Here is a 16,369-nt window from a genome sequence, read left to right as displayed (position 1 = left end):
AAGAAGAAAAGGAAAGATCCCATGCGCTGTTTCAGACTCCGTCATCTCTCGCTTGCCGCTGCAACCCTGTGCATGGCCATGAGCCCGTCCCTGCGGGCGCAGGTGCTGCCCGGGGCACTGCCGACGGGTTGGAACGTCACCGCCGGCAATGCCGCCATCACCCGCAACGGCACGACCCTGAACATCAACCAGACGACCCCGCAGGCGCTGGTCAATTTCCAGACCTTCAATGTGGGCTCCGGCGCCGTGGTGGACATCCGCCAGCCCAACGCACAGTCCGCATTGCTGGCGCGCACGCTGGGCGGCGACCCTTCGCAGATCGAGGGGCAGATCAAGGCCAACGGCGCGCTGTGGCTCATCAACCCGGCCGGCATCATGGTGGGGGCCGGCGCGCGCATCGATGTGGGCAGCTTCGTGGCCAGCACGCTGAACGTCAGCGACAGTGACTTCCTCGCGGGGCGGTTGACCTTCAGGAGCGGCGGCACCGCGGGCGAAGTGCGCAACGCCGGCACCATCAACACGGCCCGAGGCGGCAGCATCTATCTGGTGGCGCCGAGCGTGACCAACACGGGCACGCTGAACGCGCCGAACGGCGAAGTGCTGCTGGCTGCCGGGCAGAACGTGCAATTGATGGACACCGGCACGCCGGGCGTTTCCGTGCAGATCACCGGCACGCAAGGCGAGGCGAAGAACCTCGGGCGCATCGTCGCCGAGGCGGGGCGCATCGGATTGGCGGCCGGGCTGGTGAGCAACAGCGGGGAGATCCATGCCGACAGCGTGGTGAGCGAAGGCGGGCGCGTCTTCCTCCGCGCATCGGGCGACGTGAAGACGTCGAGCAGCTCGGACATCAGTGCCAGCGGCACCACGGGCGGGCGCGTGGAACTGATTGCGGACCGGGCCGCCTCGATCGACGGCCGGATCGCGGCCACGGGCAGCACCGGCAAGGGCGGCTATGTCGATACCTCGGGACACCGCTCGCTGGATGTCGTCAACGTGCCGGTATTGGGGCGCGGCGGGGAGTGGCACATCGACCCCTATGACATCGAGATCGTGGCGTCGGGTCCGGACAGCGGCGTCACGGGTGCGCTCGTCTCCAACGAGTCCGGCGCGCGCATCAGCGCGGGGACCATCAACTCGCAACTCGACGCGGGGGTGAACGTCAGCATTACCACGGGCACGGGAAACCCTGCCACCGATCCGTGGCGCGGCGACATCACGGTGTCCGCGGCCATCGCGAAGACGGGCAGCATCGAGTCGGCGCTGACGCTGAACGCCAGCAACAACATCGTCATCAACGCGCCAATCACGAGTGCCAACAGTGCACTCGGCCTGAATCTCAACAGCAACTACCAGGACAACTACACCGGCGTCGATCATGCCGTGCGGCTCAACGCCAGCCTGGACTTGCGCGGTGGCGTGCTCAATGTGTCGGAGGGACTGGGCGGCAACGGCAACGGTACGCTCAACATCGGCGCAGGCACGACCTCGCTGAACATGGCGACGTCGGCGATCAACGCGGCCAGCGTCAACGTGCTGCCGGGCGCCGCGCTGGCGGTGAACCGTGCGGGCTCGGCCCTGTCGGGGAGCTTGAACAATGCCGGCACGGTGTCCGTCGGCGGCGCGGGCACGGCGCTCCTCGACCACGGTGGCACGCATACGGGCGAGTTCAGTGTGGCTTCGGGCGCGGGCCTCTCGATGTCGGGCGGGCAGACATTCAACGCGGGGACCGCTTTCACGGGCAGCGGCACGGTGGAGTGGTCGGGGCAGGTGAATCTCGGTACGAACCTGCTCTTTGCAGGCGGCGGCAATGCGCTGGTCATGCACGACATCGACCTGTGGGGCTTCGCCTCGAGCACACTGTCGACGCAGGGCGCGGGCGTGGTGGTCGATGGCACGGTCGCGCTGCACGGCTCGGCCGGTTGGACCAATGGCACGAGCGTGGCGGTCGTCGGCAACGGCGCGATCTCTTCGTCCGACGAAGGCACGCGCTTCCGGAACGACGGCGCCATCACCACATCGGGGACGCAGACCTACGTGCTGCGGGGCGCAGGCGGGGCGCTGGCGAATTTCGTCAACAACGGAAGCCTGGTCAAGACGAGCGCGGTGGACCAGCAATACACGGGCTTCAGCAGCACAGCGGGCAGCGTGGTGCGCTCCGAGGTCGGCGCGCTGGGCATCATGGGTGCGCAACTGGACGGGCAGGTCCAGGCGGCGAGCGGCGCCCACGTCACGCTCGACAGCGTGGCGTTGAACAGCAATGTCTCCTTTGCCGGCGCGGGCACGATGGGTTGGCAGAACTACATCACGCTGATGGGCTCGGTGGACGTCGGCGCCGGCGCGCCCGACCTGTCAATGGGCGCGACGACCGTGATCAATGGGCAAGGCCACATGCTCACCACGCGCAACCGGGTCCATGCGGACGGCGCGCAGGTGACGCTGCTCGACCAGTCGACGTGGAACAACCTCGGCACGCTGAGTGTCGGCCCCGCAAGCACATCGGCGCTGATCCTGCAGGGGAGCGGCACCTTCAACAACCAGCCCGGCGGCACGGTGCAGATCAACCAGGGCTTGCTCGACGCGACGTTCGACGAGGCGCATGCGAACAATGGCGCCATCGTCCTTCAAGGCGGCGGAACGCTGCGCACGGGCGGCGCGGACGTCTACAACAACGGCAGCATCACCGGCAGCGGGACGCTCGCGATGGGCGGGGTGGGCGGAGGCACGCTGTACAACAACGGGACGGTGGCGCCAGGCACGAGCACCGCGGCGGGCGCGCTGTCCGTGCAAGGCAACTATGCGCAGGGCGGCAACGGGGTGCTCGACGTCAAGCTGGGCGGGCTGGGGGCGGGCGAATTCGACTTGCTCGATGTCGACGGCTCTGCACGCCTGGGAGGCACGCTGCGGATCCATGCGCTGGGCACCTTTGCGCCGGTGGATGCGGCGTCCGCGGACTTCATCGTGGCGCGCGGTGGCAGCAACAGCGGGACCTTCGACCAGGTCGCTGCAGCGCCCGTGACATTCGGTGGCGGCGTCGCGACGCTGACTGTCAGCTACGCGCCGCAAGGTGCTGCAGTGGCGCGCGTGAGGGCGGCCGTGGTTCCATCCCTGAATGCCTGCGTCTCCGACCCGGCCGTCGCCGGGTGTGCGAGCGTGCTGCCATCGTTGGCAGTCTGCATGACAACGCCTTCCATGGCGGGTTGTTCCGTGGTGTTGCCGACACTGGCTGCTTGCACGGTCAGCCCGTCATTGCCAGGTTGCGCGGTGGTTCTACCTTCGCCCACGCCGAGGCCCACACAGCCGCCACAAACGGCTTCCTCACCGCCCGCGGCGGACATCTGCACCATCGCGCCCAATTCGGCGCTCTGCCAGGTGCTTTCGCCGCCGACCGCTTCCGAGCCGACGAAGCCTGTCCAGCAGGCATCGAACCAGGTCATCTACACGCTTTCGACGGTCCAGCCGACCGCCGCGAGCGAGCTGGCTCCGGTCTTGGGCTCTTCCAGCACCTCGTCGACCGGTGGGTCCGGCAATGCCCGCGACGACAGCAAGAGTGCGGAAAAGACCGCGGACAAGGCCGCGGACAAGAGCGACACGAAGGAGGTCGCCTCCAATGACAAGTCCGGCACCAAGAACGAGCCCGTCAAGAAGCTGTACTGCAACTAGGAGCAAGCCATGACAACGAACAAACGCCTCCGTTTGCCCCTCCTCGCCTTGATGCTGTCGGCCCAGGCCGTATTCGCCCAGGGCGTCGGCACCGTCACCAACTTGTCGGGCATGCTGGTTTCCAGGGGCGCCGACGGCGTCAATCGGGTGCTCGCCGTGAACTCGCAGGTAAACGAGGGCGACACGATCTCCACCCAGCGCAACAGCTACGCCCGCGTGGTCTTCAAGGACGACGCAGAAGTGCTGCTGCAGCCCGAATCCATGCTGGTCGTGACCCGCTACGCCTACGACGCCGACAAGCCGCAGCAGGACAAGGTCGAACTGGGCCTTGCGCAGGGCGGCGTTCAGACGACCGCCGGCAAGCTTGCGCGACGCAGTGCGGAAGCGACCGTGATCAACACGCCCATGGGGCTGCTACAGGGGAGCGCCAGCATGGTTGTTTCCCTGAACCCCATCCGTCCCTGATGGACTGCGATTGCCGAGACAAATCCCCATGAACACCCTCAACAAATCGCTGATCGTCCTGCTGTTCGGATTGCACGGGGCGGCCGCCCTGGCCCAGGGTCCGGCTGCGCCGCCCGTGCCGGGTGCGCGGGCGCCGGGCCTCTATGTGCAGGTCATCGATGGCCTGATTCACGTCACCAATCCGAGCGGCACCCAGAACTTCTCCGCAGGGCAGTTCGGCTATACGGCATCCTCCATCCAACCTCCGGTCGTTGTCCCGAAGAATCCTGGCATCCAGTTCACACCGCCGCCTGCGTTCAACACCCCGACGGCGCCCGGGCACGCCTCGACGTCTACTGCGAAATCCAATGCCGTGGATTGCGAGGTCCGTTAGTTAGCTCCCCAATTCTGGGGATGTCTGGCCCCGCCATGAACCAACAAACTGCGACCCAACAAGATGGAGTGAGGGTTTCGGTATGGAATGGGTGCACTGGATGATCGCGACGATCTTCGTCGCTTGCCTTGGCGTCGCGTGGATCTGCCTGATCCGGCCGACGCAGCATCGTCGCTGGCAGTCGCTGAACGAGAGGATGGCAGCGCAGGTCACGCAGTCCGCAGAACTCTTGAGCGAGTGCTCCGGCACGGGAAAAGTCGGCGCAAGGCTCTCTACGATCCGTTGATCGCGGGCGGCAGCCTCGCCGCAAATGCCCCGACCCTGTCGTGCCTGCGTCGCATTGAGCGGATACTTGCAGTCCGTCCAATACACATCGAAGGGGTGACAGGCAATGAAGCGAATCGGCATGGTGGGCATCGGCATGATGGGCCACGGGATCGCGAGCAACATCGTCAGGCGCGACTACGAGTTGGGCCTGTTCGAGCATCCCGGCAACCAGCCGCTGGACGCGCTCAAGGCCGCAGGGGCCAAGGGCTTCACCAGCGTGAAGGCGCTGGCCGAGCGCTCGGACGTGATCATCCTCGTGCTCACCGGTTCGCCGCAGGTGGAGGCCGTGCTGCAGGGACCGGACGGCATCCTCGAAGGACTGCGGCCCGGCGCCGTGGTGATCGACTGTTCCACCGCGATCCCGTCGTCCAGCGTGCGCATGGCGCAGGCCGTGCAGGCCGCGGGCGGACGCTTCCTCGACAGTCCGATGACACGCACGCCGAAGGAAGCGGCCGAGGGCCGGCTCAACCTGCTGGTCGGCGGCGACGCGGCCCTTCTGGAGGAATGCCGGCCGCTGCTGCAGTGCTTTGCCGAGAACATCTCGTACATGGGTCCGGTGGGCGCGGGCCACAGCATGAAGCTGCTGCACAACTACGTGTCGCTGGGCATGGTGACGCTGCTGTCGGAAGCGGCCGCCTGCGCCCAGCGCAGCCAGGTGTCGCCCGAAGCCTTCGTCGACGTGCTGGCCAAGGGGGGCGGCGGCGGCATCGCGCTGGAGCGGCTCAAGCCCTTCCTGCTGGCCGGGGACACGTCCGGACTGCGCTTCTCGGTCGCCAATGCACGCAAGGACCTGGACTACTACAACACCATGGCCGCGGACGCGGGTTCGCACAAGGAAGTGGCGGCCGCGGTGCTGTCCACGCTGGAACTCGCCATCGCGCGCGCGCCGGACGCACTCGTGCCGGAGCTGCCCTCGATCCTCGGATCGGCGTGAATGGCGCCGTGGCAATGGTGATGGGGCGCAAGGGACGTCTCCTCATCATCCTGAGTGCCTGCCTGGTGCTTGCGGCCTGCGGCAGCGCCCCGCTCCAGACGCGGAGCGCGCGGCCATCGCTGATCTCGGCCGAGCAATCGACGGATGCGGCGATCCACGCAATGGGACTGGTGGGCACACCCTACCGCTACGGTGGCAATACGATCGACGGAGGTTTCGACTGCAGCGGCCTGATCGCCTATGTGTACCGCGTGAGCGCAGGCTTGGCCACGCCGCGCACCGTGGCGCAACTTGCCGGGTTCGGAGAGCCGATCGCGCGCGACGGATTGCGCACGGGCGACCTGGTGCTGTTCGGCGGAGCACGGCCCACCCACGCGGGCATCTACGTCGGTGAGAACCGTTTCGTGCACGCGCCTTCGACGGGCGGAGAGGTGAGACTCGACCGCCTCGATGGACCGTATTGGTCGCGCCAGCGGATGGACGTTCGGCGTCCGTGATCGGGCGGGAACGACGCAACGCCACACTTCGATCCGTCTCTACGCAGTGAGGCTGTTGCGCACGATAATCGCGCCCATGCCTTTCCTGCGTCGCGCCCGCAATCTCGTCAGCTTCGTGCTGGCGTGGTTCGTGTTGTCGCTGGGGGTGGCCATCGCCTCGCCGGTCGTTCAGCCCAAGACGATGCAACTCGTTTGCACGAGCGTCGGTGCCGTCAAGGTCGTCATGCAGACGGACAACGGCGTCGAGGATGTCGGCGCGGGTCATCTGGATTGCCCGCTCTGCGCATTGACGGGGGCGCCGCCGCCCGTCGCGCCGATGGCAGATCTGCCGAACCTTCAACCGCTGGCCCATGCGGTCCAGTCGATCCCTGCGGCGCGCATTGCGGCTGCAACGGCGGCGCCGCCGCCGGCGCGCGCCCCACCGGTCTCCTCCTGAGCTTGTTTTCGATTGCGAAGCGAGACGCCCGCTAAGGGTGTTGCGTCGCGATCCTCCTAGCAACGCATCGGCATCCGAGGGGATGCCGAGGAGCCCTTTCCGATGAACAAGACCATACTGTCGCTCGCGCTGGGCGCAGCTTTTCCATGGCTGGCCGCGCCTGCCCTGGCCCAATCCCAAGGGCAACCGTCTTCATCCGCAGCCCCTGCCTCTTCGTCGTCGTCCGACGAAGCGCCCGAACGCGTCAAGTCGCTCGGCGTCGTGACCGTCACAGGCGGCCAGCCGACCTCATTGCCGACCCAGATCCCCACCACCATCGAAGGCATCACTGGCGAGGAGATAAAGACCCGCATCAACGCGACCGACAGCGAGGACGCGTTGAAGTACTTCCCGAGCTTGCTCGTGCGCAAGCGCTATATCGGCGACTACAACCACGCGATCCTCTCGACCCGTGCCTCGGGCACCGGCAACAGCGCGCGCTCGGCGGTCTATGCCGACGACATCCTTCTGTCGAACTATCTCGGCAACGGCATCGCCAACGGTACCAACTTCGCGCCTCGCTGGGGCCTGGTCACGCCAGAGGAAATCGAGCGCGTGGACGTGATGTACGGTCCCTTTTCCGCGGCCTATCCGGGCAATTCCGCCGGAGCCGTGGTCGACTACGTGACGCGCATGCCGTCGCAACTCGAGGCTCATATCAGCACCGGCTTCCAGTCGCAGCCCAACAGCCTCTACAACACGCACGAGACTTTCAACAGTTGGCAGGGCAGCGCCTCGCTGGGCAGCCGAAGCGGCGACTGGTCGTGGTGGATCGACGTCAGCCGCGGCAACAGCGAAAGCCAGCCGCTCACCTTCACGACTGCCACGGTGGCATCGGGCACGCCCGGACGCGCAGGGACGCCGGTCACAGGCTACGTGTTCGGCCTCAACACCACGAACACGCCCTGGTACATCCTGGGCACCGGCACGCAGTACCACACGATCCAGGATCACGCGAAGATCAAGCTGGCCTACGACTTTTCGCCCACGGTGACCGCGACCTACACGCTCGGCTGGTGGCAGAACACCTCGGAAGGCCACCCCGCGACCTACCTGAGCAATGCCGCCGGCCAGCCGGTTTACAGCGGGCTGATCAACATCCTGGGGCGCAGCTTCAATCTGTCGCCCACCGCCTTCCCGCTGACCAACGACGAACAGACTCATTACATGCATGGTTTCTCGGTCAAGAGCAACACCAAGGGCGAGTGGGACTGGGAGGTCGCCGCCAGCCTCTACGACTATTCGAAGGATCAGCAGCGCGCGCCTACCGTGGCGCCGCCTCTCGCGAACTTCGGAGGCGCCGGAACCTTGCAGGACCAGGGCGGGGCGACGGGCTGGAACACGCTCGCGGCCAAGGGAACGTGGCGCCCACAAGGCATCGGTGGTGCACACATCGTGGACTTCGGCCTCGAACGCGACGCCTACAAGCTCGGCATTCTCAAGACCAACGTCATCGGCAACTGGCTGGATGGACCCTCGGGCACGCTGGTCAGCAACGTCGGCGGCAACACGCAGACAGTGGCCGCCTGGGCGCAGGACAGTTGGGCTTTCGCGCAGCGGTGGAAGACCGTCCTCGGGCTGCGCGTGGAGAACTGGCAGGCGGACAATGGATTCACATCGACCGCGAACAACAACCTGTCCTACCCGTCGCGCAACGAGACCGACGCTTCGCCCAAGGGCGCCTTGGCCTACCAATGGACCGACGACACCGTGCTGAAGGCCTCGGTGGGTCGCGCGGTGCGGTACCCCACGGTCGGCGAGCTCTACGGTGCGACCACCGGCGGGGCACTGTCCTTCATCAACGATCCCTTCCTCAAACCCGAGAAGTCGTGGACCGAAGAGCTGTCCGCGGAAAAGGACCTCGGCAGTGGACTCGCGCGTGCGACGCTTTTCCACGAGGTCACGGACGATGCGCTCTATACCCAGGTGATTCCCGGCACGAACCCGGCGGTCTCGCGCGTGCAGAACATCAAGCAGGTGCGCACCACCGGCCTGGAGCTCGCCTACTCGGGCCAGGATGTGTTCGTGCGCGGACTGGAGCTCGGTGCGAGCCTCACCTACGCCGACTCCAGGATCGCCGAGAACCCGGCCTATCCGGCCAGCATCGGAAAGTGGCAGCCGCGCGTGCCGCGATGGCGCTCGACGGTTTTCGGCACGTACAAGCCGGACGCCCATTGGTCCTATACCGCCGCGGTCCGCTACAGCGGCACCCAGTACTCCACGCTGGACAACAGCGACGTCAACGGCTTCGCCTATTTCGGCGCGAGCAGGTACACCACGCTCGACCTGCGGGTCCGCTATCAGATCGACAAGCAATGGTCGATGGCCTTCGGCATCGACAACGCCAACAACTACCAGTACTGGAACTTCCATCCCTATCCGCAGCGCACCTACAACGTGGAGTTGCACTGGGACCTTTGATCGAATTCTGGAGAGTCAAATCAATTAGCATTGACTGATCAATCAGTGCCGGCTAATATGAATCCCATCATGCAAGCCGCCCCCCTCGACACCGTCATGCGCACGCTCGCCGACCCCACGCGGCGTGCCGTCTTCGAGCGGATCGTGCACGCGCGCGAAATCAGCGTGGCGGAATTGACCGAGGGCAGCGGCGTCACCCAGTCCGCCATCTCGCAGCACCTGGGCTCGCTCAAACGCGCGGGCCTGGTCGTCGACCGCGCGCAGGGCCGCAACGTCTTCTACCGCGCCGACCCCAAAGGCCTGGCGCCGCTTGCCGATTGGATGGGCCACTACGGCACGTTCTGGCGCAAGCGTTTTGCCGACCTCCGCACCCTCTTGAAAGAGATCGACCCATGAACGACACCGCCCTGAAATCCGCCACGCAAGACATCGTGGTGGACGAAGTCTTTCCCCATGCGCCCGAGGCGATCTGGAAGACCCTCACCACGGGCGCGCTGATGGCGCGCTGGCTGATGGAGCCGCACGGCTTCGCTGCCGTAAAGGGCACGCGCTTCACCTACCAGACCAGGCCGGCCGGTGAGTGGAATGGCACCATTCATTGCGAAGTGCTGGAGGTCGTGCCGAACGAGCGCTTCGTCTATGCCTGGAAGGGCGGCCATGAAAGCAACAACGGATACGGTTCGCGGCTGGACACGGTCGTTGCGTTCACGCTGACCAAGGTCCCGGAAGGCACGCGATTGAGGCTCGTGCACTCAGGCTTCGTGACACCGATCAACGATACCGCCTTCGAGAACATGAGCGATGGCTGGCGCAAGGTCGTCCCCAACCTGCGCAACTTCATCGACGGGCCGCACTGACGAGCGACGGCACACATCACCTCGACACAGGAGAGAGAACATGACCGACGTCTACGCCGGCGGATGCGCTTGCGGCGCGATCCGCTACGAAATCCCCGGTGAACCGGTTTTCATGAACCACTGCCAGTGCCGCGATTGCCAGCACAAGAGCGGCACCGGCCACGGCTCCTACCTCACCTTTGCCGCCGCCGGCGTGAAGCTCACCGGCGAGGCGACGCAGTGGGACATCGTCGCCGACAGCGGCCATGTGAAGACCCGCGGCTTCTGCCCGCGCTGCGGTTCACCGGTCTACCTGCGCTTTTCGGCCATGCCGCAGATCTTCACCGTCCACGCGGCAAGCCTGGACGACCCGAGCCGCTTCAAGCCGCAGGTGGTCACCTATCGCGCGCGCGCCCTCGCGTGGGACCACCTCGACCCCGAGCTGCCGGCCTTCGACAAGATGCCACCGGGGTGAGCAACGGACGACTCAGGCGAGGTCGAACCGATCGAGGTTCATGACCTTGGTCCACGCGGCCACGAAATCATCGACGAACCTCTCCTGCGCGTCCGCACTGCCGTAGACCTCCGCGACGGCGCGCAGCTGCGAGTTCGAGCCGAAGACCAGGTCGGCGCGTGTCGCGGTCCAGCGCAGTTCGCCCGTCTTGCGGTCGGAGCCTTCGAACCCGTCCTTGGCATCGGCGGCCGGCTTCCACTGCGTACCCATGTCGAGCAGATTGACGAAAAAGTCATTGCTGAGCGTACCTGGCCGCTTGGTGAAGACGCCGTGCCGTACCGTGCCGGCATTGGCGCCCAGCACGCGCAGGCCGCCGACGAGCACCGTCATTTCGGGCGCCGTCAGTGTCAGCAATTGCGCCTTGTCGACGAGCAGCGCCTCCACGGGCACGCCGAAGTTCGTTTTCGCGTAGTTGCGGAAGCCGTCCGCGATCGGCTCGAGCGGAGCGAAGGAGGGCACGTCGGTTTGCTCCTGCGAGGCGTCGATCCGCCCCGGCGCGAAGGGCACCTTGACTTCACGGCCTGCTTCGCGCGCCGCCTGCTCCACGCCTGCGCCGCCGGCCAGCACGATGAGGTCGGCGAGAGAGATCTTCTTGCCGCCTGTCTGGGCCGCGTTGAACTCGTCGCGGATGCCCTCGAGGGCCTGGAGAACCTTGGCGAGTTGCGGCGGCTGATTGACGGCCCAGTCCTTCTGCGGCGCCAGGCGGATCCGCGCACCGTTCGCGCCGCCGCGCTTGTCGGAGCCACGGAAGGTGGAAGCCGAGGCCCAGGCCGTCGAGACGAGTTGCGCGACCGTGAGTCTGGACGCCAGCACCTTCTTCTTGAGGGCCTCGACGTCCTGCCCGTCGACCAACGGGTGGTCGACCGCGGGAATCGGGTCCTGCCAGATGAGTTCTTCCGCAGGCACTTCCGGCCCGAGGTAGCGAGCGCGCGGCCCCATGTCGCGGTGCGTGAGCTTGAACCAGGCGCGGGCGAAGGCATCCGCGAACTGGTCGGGGTTCTCCATGAAGCGCCGCGAGATCTTCTCGTAGGCCGGGTCGAAGCGCAGTGACAGGTCGGTGGTCAGCATCGTCGGCACGAGCTTCTTCGATGCGTCGAAGGCATGCGGGATCGTCGCTCCGGCGCCCTTGGCGACCCATTGCTGCGCGCCGGCCGGGCTCTTCGTCAGTTCCCATTCGTAGCCGAACAGGTTCGAGAAGAAGTTGTTGCTCCACCGGGTCGGCGTCGTGGTCCAGGTGACCTCCAGGCCGCTGGTGATCGCATCGGCCCCTTTGCCAGTGCCGAAGCTGTTCTTCCACCCGAGGCCCTGTTCCTCGATGCCGGCCGCTTCGGGTTCGTGCGCGACGTTCGACGCCTCGGCCGCGCCGTGGGTCTTGCCGAAGGTGTGGCCGCCGGCGATCAGCGCCACGGTCTCCTCGTCGTCCATCGCCATGCGCGCGAAGGTGTCGCGGATGTCGAAGGCCGCGGCGATCGGGTCGGGGTTGCCGTCGGGACCTTCGGGGTTGACGTAGATCAGACCCATCTGCACGGCACCGAGCGGGTTCTCGAGATCGCGTGTGTGCTGCACCTTGCTGTCGTCGTCTTTCACGAGCACGCCATGGTCCTCCTCGACGCCCGGCGAGCCCTTCGAGTAGCGCACGTCACCGCCGAGCCAGGTCGTCTCGCGGCCCCAGTACACGTCCTGGTCCGGTTCCCATACATCGGGGCGTCCGCCGGCGAAGCCGAAAGTCTTGAAACCCATGGTTTCCAGCGCGACGTTGCCCGCAAGGATCATCAGGTCCGCCCAGGAGATCTTCTGGCCGTACTTCTGCTTGATCGGCCACAGGAGGCGCCGCGCCTTGTCCAGGCTCACGTTGTCAGGCCAACTGTTCAGCGGCGCGAAGCGCTGCTGGCCGCGGCCGGCACCGCCCCGGCCATCGCCGATGCGATAGGTGCCCGCACTGTGCCACGCCATGCGGATGAACAACCCACCGTAGTGCCCGAAGTCCGCCGGCCACCAATCCTGCGAGTCCGTCATCAATGCGGCAAGATCCGCTTTCAACGCAGCAAAGTCGAGGCTCTTGAACGCCGAGGCGTAGTCGAAATCCCCTCGCAGGGGGTCCGACTTCGCCGAATGCTGGTGCAGCAGGTCAACGCGCAGGTGATTGGGCCACCAGTCGTGGTTGGTCGTGCCGCCGCCCGCGGCCTGGCTGAATGGACACTTCGCCTGGTTCGTTTCGTTCGCCATGGAGGACTCCTGCTTCGAGCAAATGAGTGGTGGGGCTCGAATTCTCTGGCAGACGAAGCCCTGGTTGCAACTCGCCCGCATTGCCTGTCGCTACCGGACGCCGGCCCCAAGCATCTACCCCTGCGCCGTCGGGCGCATCGGCACGATGAGTACCGTCGAATCCAACCGAAGTGCAGGTGCGACTACCTCCAAAGGAGCACGGCCCGCGCATCGCGCATTGTTTCTCTCCGCTCAATACCGCGTTGTTGGCGACAGTCTTGGTTCGCCATTCCGTCGTGTCTACATTGCATACATCGACCTTCAACCGGGAGATGGCAATGACGGAAGCAGTACTCTTTGAAACACCTGTCCGCAGAGATGTTGGATTCGGAACCCCGCGCGCCGCCAGCCTCGCGCTGTCGCAGGTCCGGTTCCGGCACATCCGTGCCGCGGACTTTCGGATGCTGCATGACTTCGTGCATGGCCTCTCCCCGGACACGGCCTACAAGCGACTGCTGTCCCCGCGCATGCCGACGGACGACGAACTCCATCGCTGGTCGGCGATCGATCCTGAGACCGAGTGTGCAGTGGTCGCGGTGACGGGTGCGGGAGACCAGGAGAAGCTCATCGGGGTGGCCCGCTTCGTCGTGGAGTCGTCGCCGCATGAAGCCGATTTCGCCATCGTCGTGGCCGATGCCTGGCAGCGGCTGGGCGTGGGGCGCGAACTGATGTTGCGCCTCAGCGACGCGGGACGCCGGTACGGACTTCGCAAGTTGAGCGGACATGTGCTCGCGACCAATGTCGGTATGTTGGCGCTTGCCCGGCGATCAGGCTCCCCGACATTGCGCCGGTCGGGCGTCGTCACGACGCTCGGCCTCGACCTCACTGTCCAGAGGCCGTCATGACGACCCCGTCCAATTCCATGCGGCGCATGGCCCCGGTTTCCACCTTTCCCTGAACCAGCAAAGCGATGCCGACATGAAGCACGAATACCGATTCACCGAGCCACATTCCTTTCAATGCGCGGACAACGCCACCTCGAGGGATTCCGACGCGGATTCTTCATCCGCCGAGGCCAGGGACACGCACCGCGAGCACGTGGACGACACCGCCTGGGACAACTGGAAATCAGTGCGCGACGTGGCCTGATCAGCTCGCGCTGCCGAGAAAATCGGTCACCAGCTTGACCGTCGCCTTCGGGTTCTCTTCCATGATCCAGTGGCCCGAGCCCGGGACGATCCCCTCGGTCACGTTGTCTGCGGCGGCTCGCATCACGATCGCCATGGTGGGGCCGAACGACTTCTCGCCGCCGACGGCCAGGACCGGGACTGTGAGCTTGCCCTTCGCCAGGAAGGCCTTGTTGTCGATTGCGTCCTGGTCGAAGGCCGCGAATTGCGCGAAGCCCGAATGCATCGCGCCGGGGCGGGCATAGAGCTTCGCGTAGTGGCGGCGCGAGGCTTCGTCGAACTTCTTCGGATCGGCCGAGAACTCGTTCCAGAAGCGGTCCAGGTAGATGCGCTCGCGTCCGGCCACCAGGCGCTCCATGTCGGGACCGCCGAAGCGGAAGTGCCAGAGCAGCGGATTCTTGAGAATCTCTTCCCACGGGCCGACGCCGGGTACGGGTGCATCGATCAGCACAAAGCGCCCGACGCGGTCGCGGTACTGCGCCGCGAAGGCGAACCCGACCATGTTGCCGATGTCGTGCGTGACGAGGTCTGTCTTGCCGATCTTCAGTGTATCGAGCACCTGCGCGATGTCGACGGCCTGGTTCTTCTTGTCGAAGCCGCCTGCCGGGTGCGCCGAGAGTCCCATGCCGCGCAGATCGGGCACGACGACGGTGTGGTCCTTCATCAGGTCCGCGGCCAACAGTGCCCACATGTCGCCGGTCTCCCCGTAGCCGTGGATGAGCGTCACGGCCGGTCCCTTGCCGCCCACGCGGACATGCAGCGTGGTCCCGTTCACTGCAAGCTCCTGCGTTCGAAAGCCCGTTGGAAAGGGTGGAACATCCGCGTACGCGGCGCCGGAAAGAAGGGCGACGGCAAGCCATCGGAACAGGAACTTGAGCATGGGCTTTTTCCTCGGTGAATCGCTATGGGAGACAAAGGGACCGGTTGTGGCCCGACAGGCTGTTCAAGCCAATTGCCTTGGTAGGGTCGGCGCGCCAGTGTAGGAGTGTCGGCCGTGAATGGCGACTGCTATCGACACTGACTACCGTGTAGATGCGCGCCCATCTGGAAGAATGGACGTCGTGCCACTCCAGTTGCCAACCCCGTACATGACAGCCACCGCGTCACCATTGGTCGAGACACTCACCGAGGTCAACCTGATCGACCTGCTGGATTCGATGGGACTGATGCGCCTGCGTGGCACGCCGTTGTGCCGATTGCTGAGGCCTGCGGCCGGCCGCTTCGCCCGGACTGCGCACGAGTTCGACACCCATGTCGGCGCACATGGCCTGGCACAAGGCAGCGCCTGGCTGATGAGCCGGATGACCGCCGGCATCGTCACCTCGGGCCTGGAACACGTTCCGCCGCAAGGCCCGGTGATGATCCTGGCCAACCATCCCGGAATGACGGACACGGTCGCACTCTTCACCAGCCTCGCATCCCGCCCCGACCTTCGCGTGATCGCCCTGGATCGCCCGTTCCTTCGCGCCTTGCCCAACGTCGCGCGGCAACTGATCTTCCTGCCTGACGAGGAAGGCGGGCGCATGGCCGTCATACGGGCTGCCGCCAGGCATTTGCAGGACGGCGGTGCCCTGCTGACCTTCCCGGCGGGCGAGATCGAGCCCGACCCGGCCGCCTTCGGTCCGCAACGGGCAGCGGCGTCGTTGATGAACTGGTCCAGCGGCTACACCGTGTTCGCCCGACTGGCCCCCCGGACGCGCTTCGTGCCCGCGCTGGTGAGCCATGTCATTTCGCCGGAGGCGCAGAGACATCCGCTCACTCTGTTGCGCCGCACGGCGCGCGACAAGGAGAAGCTCGCCGCAGCCTTGCAGGTGACGCTCCCACGCTATCGCGACCTGGTCGCCAGGGTCACATTCGGCAAATCGTCGGACGCAGGAACAGACGAGACGCAGTCGCTCGGCGAATCCATCACTGCCCAGATGCGACACCTGATCTTCGCGAACGGGCCGGCTCACCGCCCGGCCGCCTGAGCGCCTCGGCCTGTGTCGGACCTCAGTCCGTCTTCAATACGCCGCGGCGCACCTGGTCGCGTTCGATCGACTGGAAGAGGGCCTTGAAGTTGCCTTCGCCGAAGCCCTCGCTGTAGTCGCCCATTCGCTGGATGAACTCGAAGAACACCGGACCGCCAAAGGCCGTCTCCGAGAAGATCTGCAGCAGGAGGCGCGGCGTGCCGCCCTCGGTGGTTCCGTCGAGAAGGATGCCGCGCGCCTGCAGTTCGGGAATCGGCTGGCCATGGCCTGGCAGGCGCGTCTCGAGCATCTCGTAGTAGATGTCGTTCGGCGCGGTCATCAGCGGAACGCCCGCCAGGCCGAGCTGGTCGATCGTCTCGATCAGGTTGTCGCTGAGCAGTGCGATGTGCTGGATGCCCTCGCCATTGAACTTCATCAGATACTCTTCGATCTGGCCGGAGCCCTTCTTCGACTCCTCGTTCAGCGGGATGCGGATCTTGCCGTCCGGCGCGGTCAGCGCCTTGGA

Annotated in this window: 17 protein-coding genes; 14 read left to right on the top strand and 3 right to left on the bottom strand. The window is 65.8% G+C overall.

Annotation, left to right across the window (positions count from 1 at the left end; translation table 11 throughout):
• Window positions 1-21: 21 nt before the first annotated feature.
• The 11 genes from AC1D3B_RS31835 (at window position 22) to AC1D3B_RS31785 (ending at window position 10,463) form a co-directional block, all read left to right on the top strand.
• Window positions 22-3,660, top strand: a complete 3,639-nt coding sequence (locus AC1D3B_RS31835; RefSeq protein ID WP_478194669.1) for a two-partner secretion domain-containing protein — start codon at window positions 22-24, stop codon at window positions 3,658-3,660.
• Window positions 3,661-3,669: 9 nt separating this feature from the next.
• A complete protein-coding gene (locus AC1D3B_RS31830; RefSeq protein ID WP_478194668.1) occupies window positions 3,670-4,125 on the top strand; it encodes a FecR domain-containing protein in 456 nt (151 codons plus the stop codon).
• Between the two features lie 28 nt (window positions 4,126-4,153).
• Entirely contained in the window at window positions 4,154-4,498 is a 345-nt protein-coding gene (locus AC1D3B_RS31825; protein ID WP_478194667.1) for a hypothetical protein, read from the top strand.
• Between the two features lie 100 nt (window positions 4,499-4,598).
• Entirely contained in the window at window positions 4,599-4,784 is a 186-nt protein-coding gene (locus tag AC1D3B_RS31820; protein WP_478194666.1) for a hypothetical protein, read from the top strand.
• A gap of 105 nt (window positions 4,785-4,889) precedes the next feature.
• Window positions 4,890-5,759: an NAD(P)-dependent oxidoreductase gene (locus AC1D3B_RS31815; RefSeq protein ID WP_478194665.1), complete on the top strand. Its 870-nt coding sequence runs from the start codon at window positions 4,890-4,892 to the stop codon at window positions 5,757-5,759.
• Between the two features lie 20 nt (window positions 5,760-5,779).
• Window positions 5,780-6,256, top strand: coding sequence for a C40 family peptidase (locus tag AC1D3B_RS31810; RefSeq protein ID WP_478194711.1), 477 nt, complete (start codon window positions 5,780-5,782; stop codon window positions 6,254-6,256).
• 76 nt (window positions 6,257-6,332) lie between these two features.
• On the top strand, window positions 6,333-6,692 hold the full coding sequence (locus AC1D3B_RS31805) for a DUF2946 family protein (protein ID WP_478194664.1): 360 nt from the start codon (window positions 6,333-6,335) through the stop codon (window positions 6,690-6,692).
• A 102-nt stretch (window positions 6,693-6,794) separates the two neighbouring features.
• On the top strand, window positions 6,795-9,152 hold the full coding sequence (locus AC1D3B_RS31800; RefSeq protein ID WP_478194663.1) for a TonB-dependent receptor: 2,358 nt from the start codon (window positions 6,795-6,797) through the stop codon (window positions 9,150-9,152).
• Between the two features lie 69 nt (window positions 9,153-9,221).
• A complete protein-coding gene (locus AC1D3B_RS31795) occupies window positions 9,222-9,548 on the top strand; it encodes an ArsR/SmtB family transcription factor (RefSeq protein WP_478194662.1) in 327 nt (108 codons plus the stop codon).
• Window positions 9,545-10,009 carry an SRPBCC family protein gene (locus tag AC1D3B_RS31790; protein WP_478194661.1) on the top strand — a complete coding sequence of 155 codons (465 nt, stop codon included), beginning with the start codon at window positions 9,545-9,547 and terminating at the stop codon, window positions 10,007-10,009. Before AC1D3B_RS31795 ends, AC1D3B_RS31790 begins: the two co-directional genes overlap by 4 nt.
• Window positions 10,010-10,049: 40 nt before the next feature.
• Window positions 10,050-10,463 (top strand): GFA family protein, encoded by a 414-nt coding sequence (locus AC1D3B_RS31785; RefSeq protein WP_478194660.1) that lies wholly within the window; start codon window positions 10,050-10,052, stop codon window positions 10,461-10,463.
• A 12-nt stretch (window positions 10,464-10,475) separates the two neighbouring features.
• Here AC1D3B_RS31785 and katG read toward each other — a convergent pair whose 3' ends face one another.
• Entirely contained in the window at window positions 10,476-12,728 is a 2,253-nt protein-coding gene (gene katG, locus AC1D3B_RS31780) for a catalase/peroxidase HPI (RefSeq protein WP_478194659.1), read from the bottom strand.
• 317 nt (window positions 12,729-13,045) lie between these two features.
• Between katG and AC1D3B_RS31775 the strand changes: the two genes are divergently transcribed.
• A complete protein-coding gene (locus tag AC1D3B_RS31775; protein ID WP_478194658.1) occupies window positions 13,046-13,612 on the top strand; it encodes an N-acetyltransferase family protein in 567 nt (188 codons plus the stop codon).
• A 73-nt stretch (window positions 13,613-13,685) separates the two neighbouring features.
• Window positions 13,686-13,856, top strand: a complete 171-nt coding sequence (locus AC1D3B_RS31770; protein WP_478194657.1) for a hypothetical protein — start codon at window positions 13,686-13,688, stop codon at window positions 13,854-13,856.
• On the opposite strand, the gene AC1D3B_RS31765 is transcribed toward AC1D3B_RS31770, so the two are convergent.
• Window positions 13,857-14,774 carry an alpha/beta fold hydrolase gene (locus tag AC1D3B_RS31765; RefSeq protein WP_478194656.1) on the bottom strand — a complete coding sequence of 306 codons (918 nt, stop codon included), beginning with the start codon at window positions 14,772-14,774 and terminating at the stop codon, window positions 13,857-13,859.
• A gap of 118 nt (window positions 14,775-14,892) precedes the next feature.
• Here AC1D3B_RS31765 and AC1D3B_RS31760 point away from each other — a divergent pair, with 118 nt between their 5' ends.
• Complete coding sequence (locus tag AC1D3B_RS31760) at window positions 14,893-15,864, top strand: 1-acyl-sn-glycerol-3-phosphate acyltransferase (RefSeq protein WP_478194655.1); 972 nt, start codon at window positions 14,893-14,895, stop codon at window positions 15,862-15,864.
• A 22-nt stretch (window positions 15,865-15,886) separates the two neighbouring features.
• On the opposite strand, the gene AC1D3B_RS31755 is transcribed toward AC1D3B_RS31760, so the two are convergent.
• On the bottom strand, window positions 15,887-16,369 hold a 483-nt coding region (locus tag AC1D3B_RS31755; protein ID WP_478194654.1), incomplete at its 5' end, for a VOC family protein.

The sequence above is a fragment of the Variovorax sp. P5_A3 genome, assembly GCF_056400665.1.
Note: the sequence above shows the minus strand (reverse complement) of the source record. Positions and strands in the feature narration are given on the sequence as shown.